Source organism: Thalassobacillus devorans MSP14 (assembly GCF_000496835.1).
GTDB classification, from domain to species: Bacteria; Bacillota; Bacilli; order Bacillales; family Halobacillaceae; genus Thalassobacillus; species Thalassobacillus devorans_B.
Genome location: NZ_KI543236.1, coordinates 78031 through 96335 on the forward strand (window position 1 = coordinate 78031; position 18305 = coordinate 96335).

Sequence of the window (18305 nt, forward strand, 5' to 3'; positions counted from 1 at the left end):
TCTGTTGAATTATTCCTGGTATCCCTTTGTCACTAGGTCAAGCTTCCCTGTCTCTGGGTCGATAACAAGTCCATGGACGGGGGTGTTCTGAGGCAGCAATGGGTGATTGCGTAGAATCTCAACACTGTTTTTGACAGATTCCTCGACGCTCTCGAAACCCTGAAGCCAGTTATTTACGTTGACACCGGCATAATCAAGTGTCTTTAAGGTCTCATCACTGATACCTTGATCTTTCATTTTAGAAATCGTACTTTCACCATCGAAGTTTTTCATCCCGCAGCCATGGTGTCCAATAACCATGATTTCATCGGCTTTCAGTTCATAAGCAGCGACAAACAGGCTCCGCACTACGCTGTCAAAAGGGTGGGTAACAATGGCACCAGCATTTTTGACCATTTTCACGTCCCCGTTTTTAATATTCAAAGCACGGGGAAGCAACTCCACCAATCTTGTGTCCATGCAGCTTAAAATGGCCAGTTTTTTATCTGGGAACTTGTCTGTCTGATAGTCTAAGTATTGCTTTTCTTCTACAAAAGTACGGTTATAATCTAATATTTCATCCAAGTACATGTAATCCCTCCTAAAAAGATTAGTTTTATTGTATCGAAAAACCTCAAAATTTGCAGGTATTTCGGTGTAATAAATAAAGATTTAAGCGGGGACACTGCGTCATGACAGGAGACAACGCTTATGGAAATGCAGTTGGTAGAAGTTTATATTCCCAATAATCGATTTGAATCGATCTATGAGAAATTGAAGGAGTTCGATTCGCAATCGCTTTGGATTTCTAATGAATCTGAGTACCGAAAGTTGGTCCGGATATTAGTTTCCACGAAAGATGTGGAAGATGTATTGGATTATCTGGAGGGAGTAGCCGGTGTGGTCGACGACTTCGAAACAATGCTATTTCCGGTACGAGCCTACTTTTCAAAAGATACTGTCAATAAAAAAGAAGAAACAGAGGGTAATGATAAGGAAGAAAAGGAAGAAAATGATGAGTTGCTGCTGCGGGCAAGCCGTCATGAGCTAATCAGCAATGTGGAAAAAAGCAGTAACATCACTCTCAATTATACGTTGATGATTTTTTTATCTGCGATTGTTGCCACTGTCGGTTTTATTAAAAATAGTGAAGCTGTCGTCATTGGTGCGATGGTGATCGCTCCCATGATAGGCCCGGTGATTGCCATCGCTTTTACCTCGATTCTTGGGGACTACAAAAGACTTTGGAAGGCATTCCGGGCTTCGGTTTTTGGTATTCTGATCATCATCATCATTTCAGTCGGACTGGGGTCTATGTTTGATGCAGGTTTGAAAACGGATCAGTACTGGGACCGTACCGAGGTAGCAATTGCAGATATATTTCTGGGAATTGCATCAGGTGCTGCCGGAGCACTCGCGTTTTTAAATCGTTTATCTGGTAACCTCGTCGGAGTAATGGTTGCTGTAGCACTGCTCCCACCTACGATTGCGCTTGGGATTTCGCTAGGAGGGGCGCTTTGGACAAATGCTTTCGGGGCATTCGTACTGCTGATGCTTAATATTTCTTCCATCTTATTAGCAGCCGTCACCATTTTTTCTATTGCTGGTATCCGTCCTGTCAGATGGGAAGAAGTACAGAAAGCGAATGTATCACGTCCGTTGTCAATCGTATTTGTCGTTTTGCTTGTTTTAGTATTAGCATTGACAATATTATTTGGACAAGGAATCTAAAATAGACAATGCTGGCGAATTTTTTTGCAAAAAAATTCCAACCAAAGTATTGATTTAATATTTTGAAAACTATATAATATATAATCATTACGATTAAAGGAGGCCACGACAATGAATAAGCAACAGGTAGTAAACGTGCAAGTCGCTCGATTTACAATTTCATATTTTACGTGGCCGGAAAATACCTGATTAAAAGCAGGACTGGTTTTTATTTGAACATAGGGAAAATAGGCCACGAATAGCTTCGTGGTCATTTTGTGCTTTAAGAATTTAACGTTAAAGTATTAGAAACACTTAGGCTTTCGCCATAACTCCTGGCGATCAGTCTGGTTTTTCTAATGCATTAAGGTAAGGGCATACGTCACGAGCGTATGCCCTTTTGTCGTTATTAGGCAGCTTTATTGGCTGCTTGATATAAATATAAACTTTTGGAGGAGGAGTAACGATGGAAATTTGTAAGCGTTTGAAGCAAGTACTTGAAGATTGGAAAGACAGTGGATAGTAAGAATTGCAGAAGGGAAGTGAGTAGATTATGTTTGGTGTTTTCAGTAAATTAGGATGGTTTTTTAAATTACATTGGAAACGATATACCTTTGCAATTATTGCCTTAATCATTGCAAGTATAGTAGATATCATCCCCCCCAAATTAGTTGGGATGGCAATCGATGACATTCAGTTCAACGCCCTTACCTCCGACCGTCTCATGGAAATTCTACTGATTTATGGCGGTGTGATCATAGCCAGTTATACGATTTCATTTCTATGGGATTACACCTTATTTGGCGGGGCAATCATGATGGAGCAGACCATGCGCTCCAAATTGATGAATCATTTTTTGAAAATGACACCAGGTTTTTTCGGCAAATTTCGGACCGGTGATTTGATGGCAAGGTCCACTAATGATTTAAAGGCGTTGAATATGACAGCTGGATTTGGAATTTTAACCTTAGTTGATTCCACGATTTTCATGATGCTGCTGATTGCGGTCATGGGATTCACTATCAGCTGGAAGCTGACCTTGGCTGCTCTATTGCCACTGCCGATTATGGCATTCGTCATGAATCGATACGGTAAAGTTATCCATGAACGTTTCACGGAAGCACAGAAAGCCTTTGGCGATATGAATGATGATGTCCTTGAATCAGTCAAAGGAGTAAGAGTAATCCGAGCCTTTGTCCAGGAAAAGCAGGATGAAAAACGATTCAAAACCATGACAGAGGATGTCTACCACAAGAATGTCGAAGTTGCTAAAGTAGATGCTATGTTTGAGCCGACAATCACCATATTAGTGGGTATTTCTTATACGATCGGACTCGGATATGGGACCTCTCTTGTATTTCAAAATGTAATGACGCTCGGGGAGTTAGTGTCCTTCAACGTCTACCTCGGTATGTTGATCTGGCCGATGTTTGCAGTAGGTGAGCTGATCAATGTCATGCAGCGAGGAAATGCTTCTTTGGACCGCGTCAATGAAACGCTGGATTATAAAGCAGATGTGGAAGATCCGAAACATCCGGCAAGTTTGAAAAAGCCAGGGACCATCTTTTTTGAAGGTGTAACCTTCACTTATCCTGACACCGATTTACCCAGGCTGCAGAAAATTGAATTGAAAATAGAACGCGGTCAGACCATCGGTGTCGTAGGAAAAACAGGGGCAGGTAAAACCACGTTATTCCGGCAACTGCTCAGAGAGTACCCGGGTATGCAAGGGTCTTTGACGATTTCAGGTATCCCCATCTCCAATTTTGCGCTTGAAAAGACACGATCCTGGATCGGATATGTACCCCAGGAGCAGGTTTTATTTTCAAAAACAGTAAGGGAAAATATCCAGTTTGGTAAAGAGAATGCCAGTGATGAAGAAATCTTCCGGGTCATGGAGCTCGCTCATTTTATCGATGATATCAAAAACCTTTCCGAAGGGCTGGATACAAAGGTCGGAGAAAGCGGTGTCACGTTATCAGGCGGGCAAAAGCAGCGTGTAGCGATTGCCAGAGCATTCATTATGGATCCGGAGGTATTGATTTTAGACGATGCCATGTCAGCGGTCGATGGAAAAACAGAAGCGAACATCATCCAGCATTTGAGGCAGGAACGAACAGGAAAAACGACTATGATTGCTGCGCACAGGCTGTCAGCTGTTACACACGCTGATCATATCATCGTGTTGGAAGAGGGCAGGATTGTCGAAGAAGGGACACACGATCAGTTGATGGAGACTGACGGCTGGTATCAAACCCAGTTTGAGATGCAGCAATTAGATGAGAAGGGGGCGGTATCGTAATGAAACGCTCAACCGAAAAACAATTATTGCAATATGCCTGGAAGTTCCGCAAGCCTATTATGATTGGCCTGCTATGCCTGGTCATTGCGGTAGCGCTGGAATTGACCGGACCTTTCATCGCAAAACGTCTCATCGATAACCATGTCGTCGGCATCGAAGCGACATGGTACCAGGTGGAGAATAAGGATGAATATACTGTTTTCTACCAGGGGGGTTTTTATAAACGGGAAGACCGGTTGGATAGCAGTGATGAAACAGGTGACAGGGCGACAGTACTGCAGGTAGGTGCGAGCTACTATTTTGTCACTCAGGAGGTACCGACATCAGGAAGAAGGCAAATCAGAGGCGATACGCTGATAATCGATACGCCTGAAGGTGAAGTATCGGCAAACGCAGAAAAACTGTCATTACAGGAGTTATATAGTTTTTTCGCTCCAGAGCGCCCGGCGATATACAGGCTGTTAGGTTTGTATATTGGATTGCTTTTGGTGGCAGCTGTTTTTCAGTTTGTTAACACATTTTTATTACAAAAGACTTCCAATCGGATCATTCAGCAGATGAGGGAAGATGTGTTTGGACACATACAGCGATTGCCGATTAATTATTTCATCAATCAGCCAGCAGGAAAAGTGGTTGCCAGGGTGACCAATGATACCGAAGCGATACGTGAGCTTTATGTCAGGGTATTGGCTACCTTTGTTACGAGTATCGTTTATATGAGTGGTATCTATATTGCCCTGATTTTACTCGATATCAAACTGGCAATTCTTTGTTTGCTGCTACTGCCGATTATAGCGGTATGGATGCGCGTGTACAAATATTACGGAGGCAAATATAACAAGGTAGTCCGTGCTACTGTAAGCGATATGAACGGGAATATAAATGAGGCGATACACGGAATGTCCATAATACAGGCTTTCCGAAAGCAAAAGCAGACCTTGGAAGAATTTGAAGCATTGAATCGTAAACATTTCACTTATCAGCAGAAGTTAATCCGTTTAAGTGCTTTGACCTCCCATAATCTTGTCAATGTATTACGAAACTTCGCTTTTGTGGCATTTATCTGGTATTTCGGTTCCCAGTCGATGGGGGCTGAGGGAGTGATAACTGTGGGAGTGCTTTATGCCTTTGTCGATTACCTGACACGTCTGTTCCAGCCTGTCAATGATCTGGTAAATCAACTGCCGCAATTGGAACAAGCGCGGGTATCGGCAGGCCGGGTGTTTGAGTTGATGGAAGAAGATGGCGAAAACGTTGGAGTAGCAAAAGTCCCTCGTTATCAGGGGAATGTACGGTTTGACCATGTTTCTTTTGCATATGAAAAAGATGATTATATCCTTAAGGATATTGATTTTGAAGTGAGAGCTGGCCAGACAGCTGCCTTTGTAGGGCATACAGGTTCCGGGAAGAGCTCCATCATGAATCTGCTTTTTCGGTTTTACGACCCGCAAAAAGGCAGAATCACTATTGATGGGCAAGACACGAAACAGTGGTCCAGACAGCAGGTGCGCAGTCATATGGGGATCGTCCTTCAGGATCCATTCATTTTCACCGGAACGATTTTGTCGAATGTTACGATGAATGACCCCAATATTTCCCGGGAAATGGCGATTGATGCATTGAAAGCGGTAGGAGCCGACCGTTTTGTTGAGAAACTGCCGAACCAATACGATGAACCAGTCAAGGAGAAGGGAAGTTCTCTTTCCATGGGAGAAAGGCAGTTGATTTCTTTTGCGAGGGCACTTGCCTTCGACCCTGCAATTCTTATTTTGGATGAAGCGACTTCTAATATCGATACTGAAACAGAAAAGCTCATCCAGGATGCCCTTCAAGTGCTTAAGCAAGGAAGGACAACATTGGTGATCGCCCACCGCTTGTCTACGATTCAGCAAGCAGATCAAATTTTTGTACTTCATCATGGTACAATGGAAGAGAAAGGGACCCATGCGCAATTGATAACTGAAAAAGGTCTTTATTATCAAATGTATCAAATGCAGCAGGGTAAACTGAAAGCGACCGCTATGTAAGCACGCTGATTTTGTTAATGAGGTGGCTTTTTCATGGAAAATGATGAGCAAAAACAGGATATCATTGATGAAGACTTATATGAAGAAATTGATGATGAGGAAATGTATGAGCTGGTCCAGGAGGAAAGGAGAAAGGCGATTGCTCATGCCCAGGAAGAAAAGAAAGAGCCAAAACGCCCTTTTCCGAAGTGGGCATTTTGGCTTGTCGCTATCGTAATGGTGTTGAATTTAGCTGCAGTCATACCTCAGACTTATTCAATAGCCGCTATCGACTTTCTGGTTACTTCTGCTAAACTGTCTGCCAATCCTGTTATTGATGAGTATCAAGAAGCAGTTGTAGTCGTAAAAGCGGGCCAAAGCAAAGGGACCGGTTTTGCGGTCACAGCTGATGGAACGATCATCACGAATCATCATGTGATTGAAGACGAGAAACGGATTTCGGTCGCTTTTCGGGAGGAAGGTTTGTTTCATGCAGAAGTAAAAGCGGCTTATCCTGAAGTCGACCTGGCTGTCCTTAAGGTGGAAGGAAAATCCCTCCCCCATTTGAACCTGGCTGAAAAGACGACGTTTGAATCGGAAGAACACTTTTATTTTATAGGGAACCCATTGAAATTCACAGGAATTGCCAATCAGGGGACGATCATCGGCTACACTACGCTTGAAGGTTGGGATCAGCCGGTCATGATGCTGGATGCGCCTATTTATAAAGGAAACAGCGGCAGTCCGGTTATCAATGAGGAGAGCGAAGTGATTGGCGTGGTGTTTGCTACATTAAAGCATGAGGAGCATGGAAAAGTCGGCCTTGCCATTCCGATTGATTATTTCCATAATAAGTATCCTTAGTTTTTCCTGAGACTTCACTTATACACCGGTAATCTTTAAAAGCCCTCAGAGCTAATCGCTCTGAGGGCTTTTAGATTAAAGCTACCTTTAAATGAAGACTCAGTTTCGAGAGAAACTGTTTCCGTTATGGTGATGGGCGTTTGGAGGGCCGGGAAATCACTCGCTTTCCATGGGCGTACGGTGAGCTTCCTCAGGCTTCGCCTTGCGGGATCTCACCATGTACTATTTTCCCATTGGAGTTTCGCAATTTCCCGGCCCTCCTTACGTTTATGAGAAAAACGGAAACACCTGCAAGCAGAATCAACATTATAACAGTTACAAAGAGGGCTTATTTCCTGAATCACTAGGCCTTTTCATGCAGAAAATGTGGAAGATATTTTCTTACAACGTAGGGTTCGTTCGTCAAAATATGGATAAGGTGGCGGGGAAACGGTGAGACTCCCTCCCGTGGGAGAAGGGGCTAGGCGAGACCCCACAGGTCGTGAAACGACCGAGGAGGCTTGCCAGCCTCCCCCACAGGAAAGCGAATCGTTTCCCAGCCACCCTTTCCCCTGTCTCGGTAACGAACCCGAATTACTTTGAAACTGAGTCTTCCATAATCCGGCCCTTTTGTTGAATAAGTACTTCATCTTCTGAAATTATTCATACTACGCCATCAAAAAAATCGAGTATAAAACCTTTGTGGCTTTATACTCGACTTAATTACATCTATCAGTCAGAGGACACCTTTTCTTTGAAAGGAAAGAAGAAATAAAATTACGAATCCAGGACGTTTCCAAGGGTAGGAATGGGATGAAATTTGAAGAGTTCAGCAAAATGAATCAAATTATACGTCATTCTTTCAATATTATTCAGTGCTTTACCATCTCTTGATATATCTACCGCTTCCTCTTGGCGGGCATCTATTCTCCCTTCATACGTCGCGTGGGCATGAGGAGGGATAGTAAATCCTATCATAGAGAGCTGGTAGAATATTGACTGGGCAGCAGTGCGGCCTCCGTCCTCTTTAGCGCCAGCTACTACCACTCCCCCGACTTTATTATAAAAAAGGGATTGCCCCTTTTTGTTTTTTAACTCTTGATAACCTTGAAGACGTTCCAATATTAAACTGGCGATACTGCTTTTTTCCCCCATGGAAATAGGGGTTCCGATAATTACAATGTCAGCTTCTTTAATTTTATCGAATATGAACGGCCAATCATCATCGCCGTCTAAACGATCAGTTATCCCAAAGGAAATATGAAAATCTCGTAAGTGAATTCGATTGGTATCAATCTGCTCTTTTCGTAATATTTTGGTTGCCTCATGAAGCAGCTGTTCTGTTTCACTTGCATCTGTTCCTCGTTTTAATGTTGTATTCAAAAGCACAGCTTTCAACTTTTTACCTCCTTTCGTCAGCCTTCCTACTTTGTTTATACCTGTTCTTTAAGTCAAATAAACCAAAGCGGATAACTTACCAGCTTCTTGTTTTACCTTTTCCTGTTACGGGAAATGACTTGTAAACAGGTAGTCTGACTAAAGGAGTGATCAAACATGCTATACCTTGCAAGCACGTTAGAAAACTATAATATCCAGGCTGTGGATGGAGAGCTGGGGAAGGTGAAAGATTTATATTTCGATGATAATAAATGGACGATTCGCTATTTAGTTGCTGACACAAGAAAGTGGCTGCCAGGAAAAAAAGTGGTAGTTTCTCCATCTGGAGTGGAGATGGTAAACACAGAAGAACAAGTCGTTCACGTTAAGGATAAGAAAGAGGATATCCGGGATAATGCAACCCTCGAGGAGAAACAGGAATTTTCCTATGATAAAGAAGTTGAATTATCGGATACCTTTGGGTGGAAACAATATTGGAGTGGAGAGTTTCTCTGGGGAGGATATCTTACGCCCCTTGATCCTATGGAGGAGCCGGTCAGGGCCGCTGAACCGGTGAGTACAGAAGAGCCGCCAATCAATGATAACGTCCACGGCAGCAACCATAAGCTGCGAAGTATTGAAAACATAAAAGGTGAGTTTCAACATGGGATAGTGCATGGGGATAATGGCAAAATCGGTTATATCAAAGATATAATCATTGATGATACGACATGGAAAATAAGATATTTCATCGTTGATACCAGTGAGTGGTCAACAAATGAAAGAGTATTGCTCTCACCAGACTGGCTGCAATCTGTAGATTGGGTAGACAATGATTTCTATATCGATTTGAAATTAGAAACAATAGAAGACGGTCCGAATTATAAAAAGGAACAGGAAGTCACTCAAGAGCTGGAGGAAGAGGTCTACAGAAAATACCGCAAAGAACCTTATTGGAAGCAATAACCAAATATTCGAAGGTCCTGCCATATGGTGGGGCCTTTTTCTTATTTAATAACTGTCCAGATGCGAAAAGTACTATCTTTTGCAATCATCATTTAATAAAATGTAAACAACCTGTGCTAGATACTGATTCTATTATTCGATAAGATAGTCACGTTGAACATTAAAAAAATCATAGGTTCCCTTAATATAGTTAGGTTATACTTCAGAAATAAGGTTGGTTGAAATATATTTGTAACATAATTGAAAAGTTTTTTAATGGTAACACCCATAAAATGAAAAACTTTCCCGAAATTTCTTAATAGCTGGAGGTGGTAAAGGTTGATCAGGAGTCTGTTTTACAAGAAAACTGACACCTCCCTTAATGAGCAAGTGACATTAGCACAAGCGGGAGACGAAGAAATTCGTAATCACCTTTTGAAGCAATATCAACCTTTTATCGCCAAAAATGTTTCTGAAGTATGTAAACGGTACATTGACCAAAATAGAGATGATGAATTCAGTATCGGTTTAATGGCTTTTAACGAAGCAATCGATTCTTTTTCTTCAGCTCGAGGAAGCTCGTTCCTTTCCTTTGCGCGGCTGGTCATCAAGCGTAAGGTGATCGATTTTATCCGGAACGAACAGCGTCATTTGATGGCTGCATCCCTCGATGAGGATTATGAAAATGATGAACAGATGGAGAACCCATCTGAAATCACAGCGGCTAAAGAGCAGTATGAACGTCAGACAGAATCATGGTACAGACGGGAAGAAATCAAGGATTTCCAAATTAAACTGAAGCAGTACAAGCTTTCTTTCAAGGAACTTACTGATGTGTCTCCCCAGCATCGTGATGCCCGTGAGTCAGCAATACGGGTAGCGAGGCTGATATATGAAGATGAGGCATTGAGAGAAAAAGTATTGAAAAAAGGCAGACTGCCGATCAAGGATCTCGTCGACCGTGTGGACGTCAGTAAAAAAACGCTGGAACGGAATCGTAAGTTCATTTTAGCCATGGTTATCATCTTGAGTGAAGAATATGTGTACCTCAAAGACTATATTAAGGGGGTGGGGTTGTGAGAAAAGGGATTGTCATGGAACACCACCGTGGCTATACCATCGTACTTACTGAATTCGGTACCCTTCATAAAGCAAAACCACTGAACGATGTGGAAATTGGAATGGAAACCAGTTTTGAATTACTTCCGGAGAAAACTGGCTTAGCGGTGTTTTTCCAGTGGAAAAGGCAGCAGGCTCAATTAAGAATCATTGCCATGGTAACAGCATTACTGATAGCTTTATTCCCGCTTTATTCGTGGTTTGACAGTAATCAGGCCTATGCTTATGTCAATGTCGATATCAATCCAAGCATTGAAATGAAAATCAATGAGGACCGGGAAGTACTGGATATAACCCCCCATAATGAAGATGCCAGAGAGCTTCTCGATGACCTATCAGATTGGAAGCATCAAGCTGCAGGCGATGTAATTCTGCAAATTATTGAATTCAGTGAACAAAAAGGTATGATGAATGATCTTGATAGTGTATTGGTCGGCGTCAGTTATCTGAAAGATGATGCTGCAAGTGATTTTACCGAAGAAATTGAATCGTATGTGAGTAATCACGCAACAGCTTTGACCGTAGCAGCATTCGTCGTTCCAAATCTGATCAGAGAAAAAGCGAAAAAAAGCAAACAATCTGTTAATCAGTATATGGCTGAAACATTGTCTGATTCCAGTTCGGCCAGCCCCGGAACACCATCTGACCAAGTACAGCTTGACGGGGAAGACAAGGACGTTATCCAATCTTTTTATAACAATGAGCAAGACAACAAACCAGTAGAGACGAAAGAAAACAATAAAACCAAAAATAAAGCTTCTAAAATTGAAAAAGTAACAGATCCAGCACCTCCTGGGCTGAAAAAACAGAAGGAAATAGAAACTCCTGTTAAGAAGAGAAGTGAACAACCAGGCAAGGGGAAAGGGCTGGATAAAAACTCATCCAATAAAAAAGTAAGCCCGTCGAAAGGGAATGGTCCTCCGGACAAGGTGAAAGAGAGAATACAGCAAACACCTGGTCATAAAAAGAAGGAGAAGGACTATTCTCCTTCGCGTGCAGATAAAAATAAAAACGATCATCCTTCTGATAAAACAAATAAGAAAGCCAAAAACAAAGGTCAAAAAAACAAAGATAAAAGCTCCAAAAAGCCGCCCGGGCAAAAAAAAGAAAATAAAAAATGAGTTATCAGCCGTGAGCGCTCTTCGAGTCTCACGGTTTTTTGCATGTATAGCAGGCTTTCAGAATAAATATTATATAGGACAAGCAAATACATATATCTATTTTTCTTGGAAAATAGTATACTTACGTACTGAAATCTTTTTTTGTAAAATCTAGCATTTTTCTGAAACTTTCAGCAGGTGAGTCCGTAAGACTATAGTGACAAAAATTATGAACGGAATCAGGGGGAGAACGATGAAGGATAACCAAAGAAAAAATGGTGAAGGTAAGGGGAAGGGCGCTATGAAAAGCTGGGTGTTTATTGTTTTAACGGTAATAATCGTAGCTGGTATCGGTGCGACAGCTTTCGGGATGCTGAAGGACAAAGACCCGATGACACGTTATTTGACAGCTGAGCAGAATACATTAGAAAAACAGATGACTTTCCTGGAGAGCCAATCCGAACAGATGGAACAATTGGAAGAGAAGATGATGGAGAAGGCCTTCCGTAGTAACTCGACCATAACTGCTGATTTTAACCTCGAAGATGGTGCGCAATCGCTGGGTGCCATGCTTCCGATGATCAAAGGAATGGTCTCCTCCTCGAAAATCGAGACAGAGCAGAGGATGGATCCTGGCACAAAGGAAACGTTCCTGGCCTTTGATCTGTTATTACAGGGACAAAGTCTGGGAAATGCAGAATTTTATCAAAATGAAACTGATGCCGCGTTAAAAGTACCGTTTCTATATGAAAGCTATTTCACGTTGCCTAATGATCAATTTGGTGAATTTCTACGGAAATACGGGGAAGAAGCTGCTGGTATGGAAGTACTGCCAAATCTGGCTGACTACCAGTCTGCAACACTGACACGGGATGAAATGGATGAAATTGCAAAAGATTATGTAACTGCTTTAATTAAAGAGTTAGATAAAGAACAGTTCAAGATGGAAAATGGTATAGCTTATGAAGACGGTAAGTTTGATAAGATAACACTTACCCTGTCGGAAGACGAAACGAAAGAAATCTTAAAAGTCATGCTTGATAAATTGAAGAATGATGATCGTATCTGGGATATAGTAGAGGCACAGATGAACATGAATATGGCTGCTGGCAATGTTGAAGATGGCAAAGCTTCAGTCGAGGAATTGAAAAAAGAAGTTGAAAACTTAAAGCTCCCTGATGGATTCAAGCTGGAAGCTTATATTGATGGAGATGTGGTCGTTTATCGGGATGTCAATTTCACAGTCGGTCATGCAGAAGCAGCTGAGACAGCAGCAGTTGCTATCCATACCAGTTACTCCGAGGAAAATGATGATACGTACACTTCTACCATGGAAATGAATTTTGTACCTGCTACGGAAGAAGATACTGTGACGTTCACATTGAAGGAAAAAGGAAATAAAAGTGGGGAAGAACTTCAATTCGATCACACTATTTCTCTTACTATGAAAGAAGCAGGAGGACCTTCAACGATCGGAGCCGATCTTTCTTCTGTGATAAAGGATAATACAACAGAGATGACGTTCGATGTCAGGATGGAAGGGGCAATGTTCGCAGGTGGCCCTGTTCCTGAATTAGGTGGTTATTTCAATACAGAGACAGAAGTAGATGGGTCTGCAGCGAATCAAAAGATGGATCTGGGCATCGACTTCGCTATGCAGGATCCAATGATGGGACCGGTAAGTGGGAGGGTGGAATTCCATATCGATACAGATACTGCATTCACAGATGACCTGCAATTTCCTTCTCTTGATGATAGCGAAACAGTGAATGTCATGGAAACTTCCCCACAGGAAATGGAGGAAATAATGAGGGAAGTCCAAATGAATCTTCAGAGCTATTATCAAAATATGTTTGGAAGCTTTGGAGGACTGGGAGCCTTTTAAAATTGTACCGTATTGGCAGGTTATAGGAAAAGATAGGAGGATCGGTCGTGCAAAGCATCTCGCTGCTATTACTGGAAATTAGAGCGGCTGTCAGACGGCCGTTCCTCCTTATTGTTTGTTTAATTGGCCCCTTTTTATTGCTTGGTTTCCTTGGCTATGCCATGAGTGGATTCGTGGAAGATAATAATAAAAATATTGTTGTCCTGATCGTCGACCAGGATCAGACTTTTGAAACGAAGTCATTGATCAATCAGCTGCAAGATGATGAAACACTGGCACAACAGCTTGAGTTTGAAAAAGCAGACAGGAATGAAGCTGAGCAGGGGGTGGAATCCGGAAAAGGAACAGCTGCTGTCATCATTCCAGCAGAGTTCACCGCGGATTTGCGAAACGGAACCAATACCCCAATCGAAGTATGGCTGAATGACCAGCAGCCGCTGGAATCAGGCGTCCTAAGGTTATTACTGGACAGTGCAGCGAGCTACATATCTGCCGCGCAAAGTGGAGTAAACGCAGTATATGATTCTGTTATCGAGCCTATGGAGCATTCTGGAGAGCGCCAGCGGTTATTACAGCAGGTGATCGTTACATTCACTCTGGAGGCACTTGATAGAAATGATTTATTCAAGACGGATACTGTGGAACGTGGAGCTTACATTGGCTGGGAAAAGCATGGGATCCTGGCTATTTGGATGCTCGGTTCGTGGCTGGGTTTAAGTTTGTTCATCGCTGCCAGGCAGTCGATTTTACATGGAGGTGTCCGTGATCGTCTCCGCAGCATGAATCTGGGAAGAAGTCACATCCATATTACACAGATTGCCTTGTACACGCTTTTCTTGTTTATTGCCAACGAAATTTTCTTTTTAGCATATGGTATGTATGAACCGGAGACTTATCAAGATGAAGGATTTCATTTGCTGCTGCTGGCCCATGCATTTCTTCAAGCTGCATTGGCAGCCTTTTTCCTTTCCTTATACAACAGAAAAGGACATGCGTCGTTATGGTACGTGTTAGTGTCGCTCCCGTTCCTGCTGGCAAGCGGTATTTTAATTCCTGTCAGCTACCTCCCTCAGTGGCTTAGCGACATTTCTGTGGTCTTACCCTGGACCCATATTTATCAAGGATGGCAGCAGCCATCCTTAGGCTTTCTGTTAGTTCCGGCTGGCTGCGGTCTGGCGTTGGCGCTAGCAGGCGAATTAATCAATCGGAAGGTGGAGAAACATCATGGTTACACAGCTTAGACTGCAATTCATCCGGATGCTGCTAAGCTGGAAAAGCCTGCTGTTTCTATTTTTATTCCCCTTGGTGATAATAATGGGACTTTATCCTTTTCTCTCTGTCGCTGTATCGGGGTCACAGGTTCCTATCGCATGGGTCGATGACGATAACTCTGAATTTTCGCAACTTGTCTATCATCGACTACAGGAAAATGACCGTCTTCATATAAAGACTCTTAACAAGGAAGAAGCCAGACAGCAAGTACAAACAGGGGAAGTAGAAGCTGCGTTCCTTATCAAAGCTGGTTTTGAGGAACAGCTAAAAACTGGAGAAACAGATGAAATCATCAGCTGGATCCGGTCAAACTCATCAACGCTTGATGCTTTTGCCAAAGAAAAAATTGCCTCAGAAGCGGTAAGGCTGTTACTCAATAGTAAAGCTGCCCAATTTGTTGCTGCCCGGCAAGGGAATGAATCCTGGGAAAAAACGTATAAGCTGGCAGATAGTCACTGGATGCCTGCCCCGCTTTTCCAAATGGAATTCAAGTGGAAAATGGGAGTAAATACAGAGGGTGATGCTGCCCTGCCATTATCTCTGCAAGGGGTGATTTCCTTTTTGCTTGTATATGTAATGGGGATGGCTGCTTACTTCTATAACCAATGGTTCAAAGATAAAAGATCGGGTGTATTGGAACGGATAAAATTGAGCACCGGTCACGTATATTATTATTATGGAGCCGCATTCCTGATCCAGCTCGTTCTATTGATTAGTGTCACTTGTTTTGTATTCGGGCTGTTAGTTCGTGTTTTTCAAGTTGAATGGGGAATTCTTACTCCGTGGATGCTGCAATTCACAGTCATCCTGACCCTGGTTCATGCAATTTTGTTTCTCATGGTCCTGATACTGAGAAGCCCGCAGGTATATTTTAGTATCAGTGCGGGTATTATTCTTGCCTCGTTTCTCTTGGGGGGAATTCCTCTAGAAACCCTTGATGGTTTAAGGGTTGGCGCATGGCTTCCGCACGGCTGGTTGTTCAATCAAAATTGGATGGAGGGATTCATGTGATTCGCACAGAACAACTAAAGAAACGATATAAACAGAAGCAGATTCTTCATGACCTTTCATTGGATATTAAGGCAGGGGAATCGGTGGGTATTACCGGCCCCAATGGCGCTGGGAAAACCACCTTATTGAAATTGCTGGCAACGATTGAAAAGCCCACTTGCGGAGCACTGTTTTTTGAAGAAAAACCCTATTCCAGTCAGATTAAAACAATCCGTAAACGTATCGGTTATATCCCTCAGGATATCTCTTTGTTCGAAGGATTAAGGGTTAAAGCGCAAATCAATGCCTGGCGTAAACTGAGTGCTCAAACGATCGATGATACCTATATGAATGAGATGATAAGAATATTACGTTTGAATGAGGTGATGAATCGTCGTTCGGATGATTTATCCGGGGGCTGGAAGAGGAAGCTTCACTTATGCATCGGATTGTTGCACAAACCGGAGATCTGCCTGTTGGATGAGCCGACTGCGGGTATTGACATGGCTGCTAAAGTAGAAATTATCGATTGGCTCAAAAAGCTTAATGATGCCGGTATGACCTTGGTTTATATCAGTCACGATTGGTATGAGCTGGAGCGGTTGAGTAAACGGCTGGTATTGATGGATAACGGAAGTATCGTTTTTAATGGAGAAAAGAGAGAGTTGAAAGATTTGCCAGCAAACGAATTTAGCAGGGAGCTTGCTAATATCATCCATGCCGGCAAGAAAATCGTGGTACATAAATAAGAGCCTGACCTCGCGCAGGCTCTATTTTTCAGTTAAAATATTGGTAAATTATCAAGATTGTTCGTCGGGTCACCGTCTGCATCACTCCGTAAATGCTTATCTCCATCTCTGCCGCGGAAAGTATTGACATGCTCGATTTCTCCGTTATCAGCCATCTGCTGGGCTTGCTTATAATCGACAACCTGGCCGGAAGACAGTTTCAGTTCAATGATATCTCCGTCACCATTTTTTCTTACTGCCACTACTTGTTCAGCCATTAAGATCGCCTCCTTACCCATAGTTTGTACTTTTTTAATAATTTTATTAGTTTATTGAATTCTATACTTTAAAACGACATCTATTCCAATATAAGCAGCGGTTACGATAAACCTGTGAAAGGGTAAAACTAGACAAGCGAATATTTTTTTCAGTAAGCTATAGGATGACAAAAACCTTTACCAGGAAAGGATAAAATTGCATGTCTAAACTTGATTTATCTCAATTTGAGAAAAAACTGGCGGTCAGGAACCTCCAGGATAAAGATATTGATGCAATATTAAGATTACAGGCCGTCTGTTTCCCTAATATGGAACCATGGAAGCGCGAGCATCTGGAAAGTCATTTGCGTCACTTCCCAGAAGGGCAGTTTGTTGTGGAATATGATGGCGATATCATCGGAAGTTGTTCCAGCCTGATTGTCAATTTTGATGAATATGATGATAAACATACCTGGGACGATATCACGGATGAAGGCTACATCACTAATCATGATGATGAGGGCTACAATTTATACGGAATCGAAGTGATGGTTCATCCGGATTTTCGCGGGATGAAAATCGGCCGGCGTCTCTATGAGGCACGAAAAGAATTGGCGCGCCAATTGAATTTGAAAAGTATCATTATCGGCGGTCGTATCCCCAACTATCATAAATATGAACAGGAGCTTACACCCAGGGAGTATGTAGAGGAAGTTCTAAACAAAAATATCTATGATCCGGTCCTGACATTCCAGGTAATGAACGGATTTACGATTATGCGGATTAATCCGAACTACCTTCCGGATGATACCCAGTCCTCGAAGTATGCGACGTTGATGGAATGGAATAATGTAGATTACCGTGCCAGGACCAAACGTCATTTCAAGACAAGCTATCCAGTACGGATCATGGTCATTCAATATATGATGAAGAACATCGATTCGTTTGAAGAATTCGCGAGACAGTGTGAATACTATGTCGATGTCGCGGCCGACTTCGGCTCAGATTTTGCTGTTTTTCCTGAAATTTTCACGACACAGCTTATGTCATTTCTGGAAGAAAAAATTCCCTCAAAAGCTGTGCGCAGATTATCAGAATTCACGGAAGACTATATTGAGCTGTTCACCCACCTGTCAGTAAAATACAACGTCAATGTTATCGGGGGCTCTCATTTTGTGGAAGAGGACGACCATATTTATAATATTTCCTATTTGTTCCGCAGAGATGGTACGATAGAAAAACAATATAAGATCCATGTCACTCCAAACGAACGCAAATGGTGGGGCATCCAGCCCGGGGATGCTGTCAAAGTTTTTGATACCGATTGCGGTAAAATCGCGATCCAGATCTGCTATGATATCCAATTTCCAGAGCTTGCCCGCTATGCTGTCGATAAGGGTGCGAATATTATCTTCGTTCCTTTCTGTACCGATGACCGTCAGGGTTACTTACGGGTGCGTTATTGTGCCCAGGCCCGCGCGGTTGAGAACCAGGTTTACACTGTCATTGCTGGTACGGTAGGAAACCTTACTCAAGTGGAGAACATGGACATCCAGTATGCCCAGTCCGGCATTTTCACCCCGTCTGATTTTGAATTCGCAAGAGACGGGATTGTGGGGGAATGTAACGCTAATGTCGAGACAGTGGTCGTTGGCGATGTCGATCTGGAAATCTTAAGACGTCAGCGTAAGTCAGGTACGGTCAGGCAGTTGCATGACCGGAGAAGAGATTTGTTTGAATTGGACTATAAATTGGACACCATTGTCAAACCAGAACGCACATAAAGAAAGGA

Annotated in this window: 15 protein-coding genes; 12 read left to right on the top strand and 3 right to left on the bottom strand. The window is 42.6% G+C overall.

Features of this window, described 5'->3' with window-relative positions:
* Positions 1-9: 9 nt before the first annotated feature.
* Positions 10-570, bottom strand: a complete 561-nt coding sequence (locus tag P855_RS0101155; RefSeq protein WP_028781873.1) for a beta-class carbonic anhydrase — start codon at positions 568-570, stop codon at positions 10-12.
* Between the two features lie 120 nt (positions 571-690).
* Here P855_RS0101155 and P855_RS0101160 point away from each other — a divergent pair, with 120 nt between their 5' ends.
* The 4 genes from P855_RS0101160 to P855_RS0101175 all read left to right on the top strand — a co-directional run bounded on the left by P855_RS0101160 (position 691) and on the right by P855_RS0101175 (position 6861).
* Entirely contained in the window at positions 691-1710 is a 1020-nt protein-coding gene (locus P855_RS0101160; RefSeq protein WP_028781874.1) for a TIGR00341 family protein, read from the top strand.
* A 532-nt stretch (positions 1711-2242) separates the two neighbouring features.
* A complete protein-coding gene (locus tag P855_RS0101165) occupies positions 2243-3991 on the top strand; it encodes an ABC transporter ATP-binding protein (protein ID WP_028781875.1) in 1749 nt (582 codons plus the stop codon).
* Complete coding sequence (locus P855_RS0101170) at positions 3991-6018, top strand: ABC transporter ATP-binding protein (protein WP_028781876.1); 2028 nt, start codon at positions 3991-3993, stop codon at positions 6016-6018. The genes P855_RS0101165 and P855_RS0101170 overlap by 1 nt, the downstream gene beginning before the upstream one ends.
* A 33-nt stretch (positions 6019-6051) precedes the next feature.
* Complete coding sequence (locus P855_RS0101175; RefSeq protein ID WP_028781877.1) at positions 6052-6861, top strand: S1C family serine protease; 810 nt, start codon at positions 6052-6054, stop codon at positions 6859-6861.
* A gap of 756 nt (positions 6862-7617) precedes the next feature.
* Here P855_RS0101175 and P855_RS0101185 read toward each other — a convergent pair.
* Positions 7618-8229, bottom strand: coding sequence for a flavodoxin family protein (locus tag P855_RS0101185; protein ID WP_235062624.1), 612 nt, complete (start codon positions 8227-8229; stop codon positions 7618-7620).
* Positions 8230-8394: 165 nt separating this feature from the next.
* Between P855_RS0101185 and P855_RS0101190 the strand changes: the two genes are divergently transcribed.
* From P855_RS0101190 to P855_RS20205, 7 genes are all read left to right on the top strand, one after another.
* Positions 8395-9183, top strand: a complete 789-nt coding sequence (locus tag P855_RS0101190) for a PRC-barrel domain-containing protein (protein ID WP_028781880.1) — start codon at positions 8395-8397, stop codon at positions 9181-9183.
* A gap of 318 nt (positions 9184-9501) precedes the next feature.
* Positions 9502-10242 (top strand): RNA polymerase sigma factor SigI, encoded by a 741-nt coding sequence (gene sigI, locus P855_RS0101195; RefSeq protein ID WP_028781881.1) that lies wholly within the window; start codon positions 9502-9504, stop codon positions 10240-10242.
* Positions 10239-11402, top strand: coding sequence for an anti-sigma factor domain-containing protein (locus P855_RS0101200; RefSeq protein ID WP_028781882.1), 1164 nt, complete (start codon positions 10239-10241; stop codon positions 11400-11402). Before sigI ends, P855_RS0101200 begins: the two co-directional genes overlap by 4 nt.
* Before the next feature lie 232 nt (positions 11403-11634).
* A complete protein-coding gene (locus tag P855_RS0101205) occupies positions 11635-13266 on the top strand; it encodes a DUF6583 family protein (protein WP_028781883.1) in 1632 nt (543 codons plus the stop codon).
* Positions 13267-13313: 47 nt separating this feature from the next.
* Complete coding sequence (locus P855_RS0101210) at positions 13314-14507, top strand: ABC transporter permease (RefSeq protein WP_028781884.1); 1194 nt, start codon at positions 13314-13316, stop codon at positions 14505-14507.
* Positions 14491-15549 (top strand): ABC transporter permease, encoded by a 1059-nt coding sequence (locus P855_RS0101215; RefSeq protein WP_028781885.1) that lies wholly within the window; start codon positions 14491-14493, stop codon positions 15547-15549. The genes P855_RS0101210 and P855_RS0101215 overlap by 17 nt, the downstream gene beginning before the upstream one ends.
* Entirely contained in the window at positions 15546-16277 is a 732-nt protein-coding gene (locus P855_RS20205) for an ABC transporter ATP-binding protein (protein WP_051353032.1), read from the top strand. Before P855_RS0101215 ends, P855_RS20205 begins: the two co-directional genes overlap by 4 nt.
* Positions 16278-16309: 32 nt before the next feature.
* Here P855_RS20205 and P855_RS0101225 read toward each other — a convergent pair whose 3' ends face one another.
* The gene (locus tag P855_RS0101225) at positions 16310-16534 is read right to left on the bottom strand and encodes a DUF3892 domain-containing protein (RefSeq protein ID WP_028781886.1); all 225 of its coding nucleotides are present in this window, start codon (positions 16532-16534) and stop codon (positions 16310-16312) included.
* Between the two features lie 200 nt (positions 16535-16734).
* On the opposite strand from P855_RS0101225, the gene P855_RS0101230 reads away from it, so the two are divergent.
* On the top strand, positions 16735-18297 hold the full coding sequence (locus P855_RS0101230) for a bifunctional GNAT family N-acetyltransferase/carbon-nitrogen hydrolase family protein (RefSeq protein WP_028781887.1): 1563 nt from the start codon (positions 16735-16737) through the stop codon (positions 18295-18297).
* Positions 18298-18305: the final 8 nt, after the last annotated feature.

What these genes read in the sequence shown, in the direction of transcription:
- P855_RS0101155 (WP_028781873.1), bottom strand. Translation starts at nt 570, where the DNA reads ATGTACTTGGATGAAATATTAGATTATAACCGTACTTTTGTAGAAGAA.
- P855_RS0101160 (WP_028781874.1), top strand. Translation starts at nt 691, where the DNA reads ATGGAAATGCAGTTGGTAGAAGTTTATATTCCCAATAATCGATTTGAA.
- P855_RS0101165 (WP_028781875.1), top strand. Translation starts at nt 2,243, where the DNA reads ATGTTTGGTGTTTTCAGTAAATTAGGATGGTTTTTTAAATTACATTGG.
- P855_RS0101170 (WP_028781876.1), top strand. Translation starts at nt 3,991, where the DNA reads ATGAAACGCTCAACCGAAAAACAATTATTGCAATATGCCTGGAAGTTC.
- P855_RS0101175 (WP_028781877.1), top strand. Translation starts at nt 6,052, where the DNA reads ATGGAAAATGATGAGCAAAAACAGGATATCATTGATGAAGACTTATAT.
- P855_RS0101190 (WP_028781880.1), top strand. Translation starts at nt 8,395, where the DNA reads ATGCTATACCTTGCAAGCACGTTAGAAAACTATAATATCCAGGCTGTG.
- P855_RS0101205 (WP_028781883.1), top strand. Translation starts at nt 11,635, where the DNA reads ATGAAGGATAACCAAAGAAAAAATGGTGAAGGTAAGGGGAAGGGCGCT.
- P855_RS0101215 (WP_028781885.1), top strand. Translation starts at nt 14,491, where the DNA reads ATGGTTACACAGCTTAGACTGCAATTCATCCGGATGCTGCTAAGCTGG.
- P855_RS0101225 (WP_028781886.1), bottom strand. Translation starts at nt 16,534, where the DNA reads ATGGCTGAACAAGTAGTGGCAGTAAGAAAAAATGGTGACGGAGATATC.
- P855_RS0101230 (WP_028781887.1), top strand. Translation starts at nt 16,735, where the DNA reads ATGTCTAAACTTGATTTATCTCAATTTGAGAAAAAACTGGCGGTCAGG.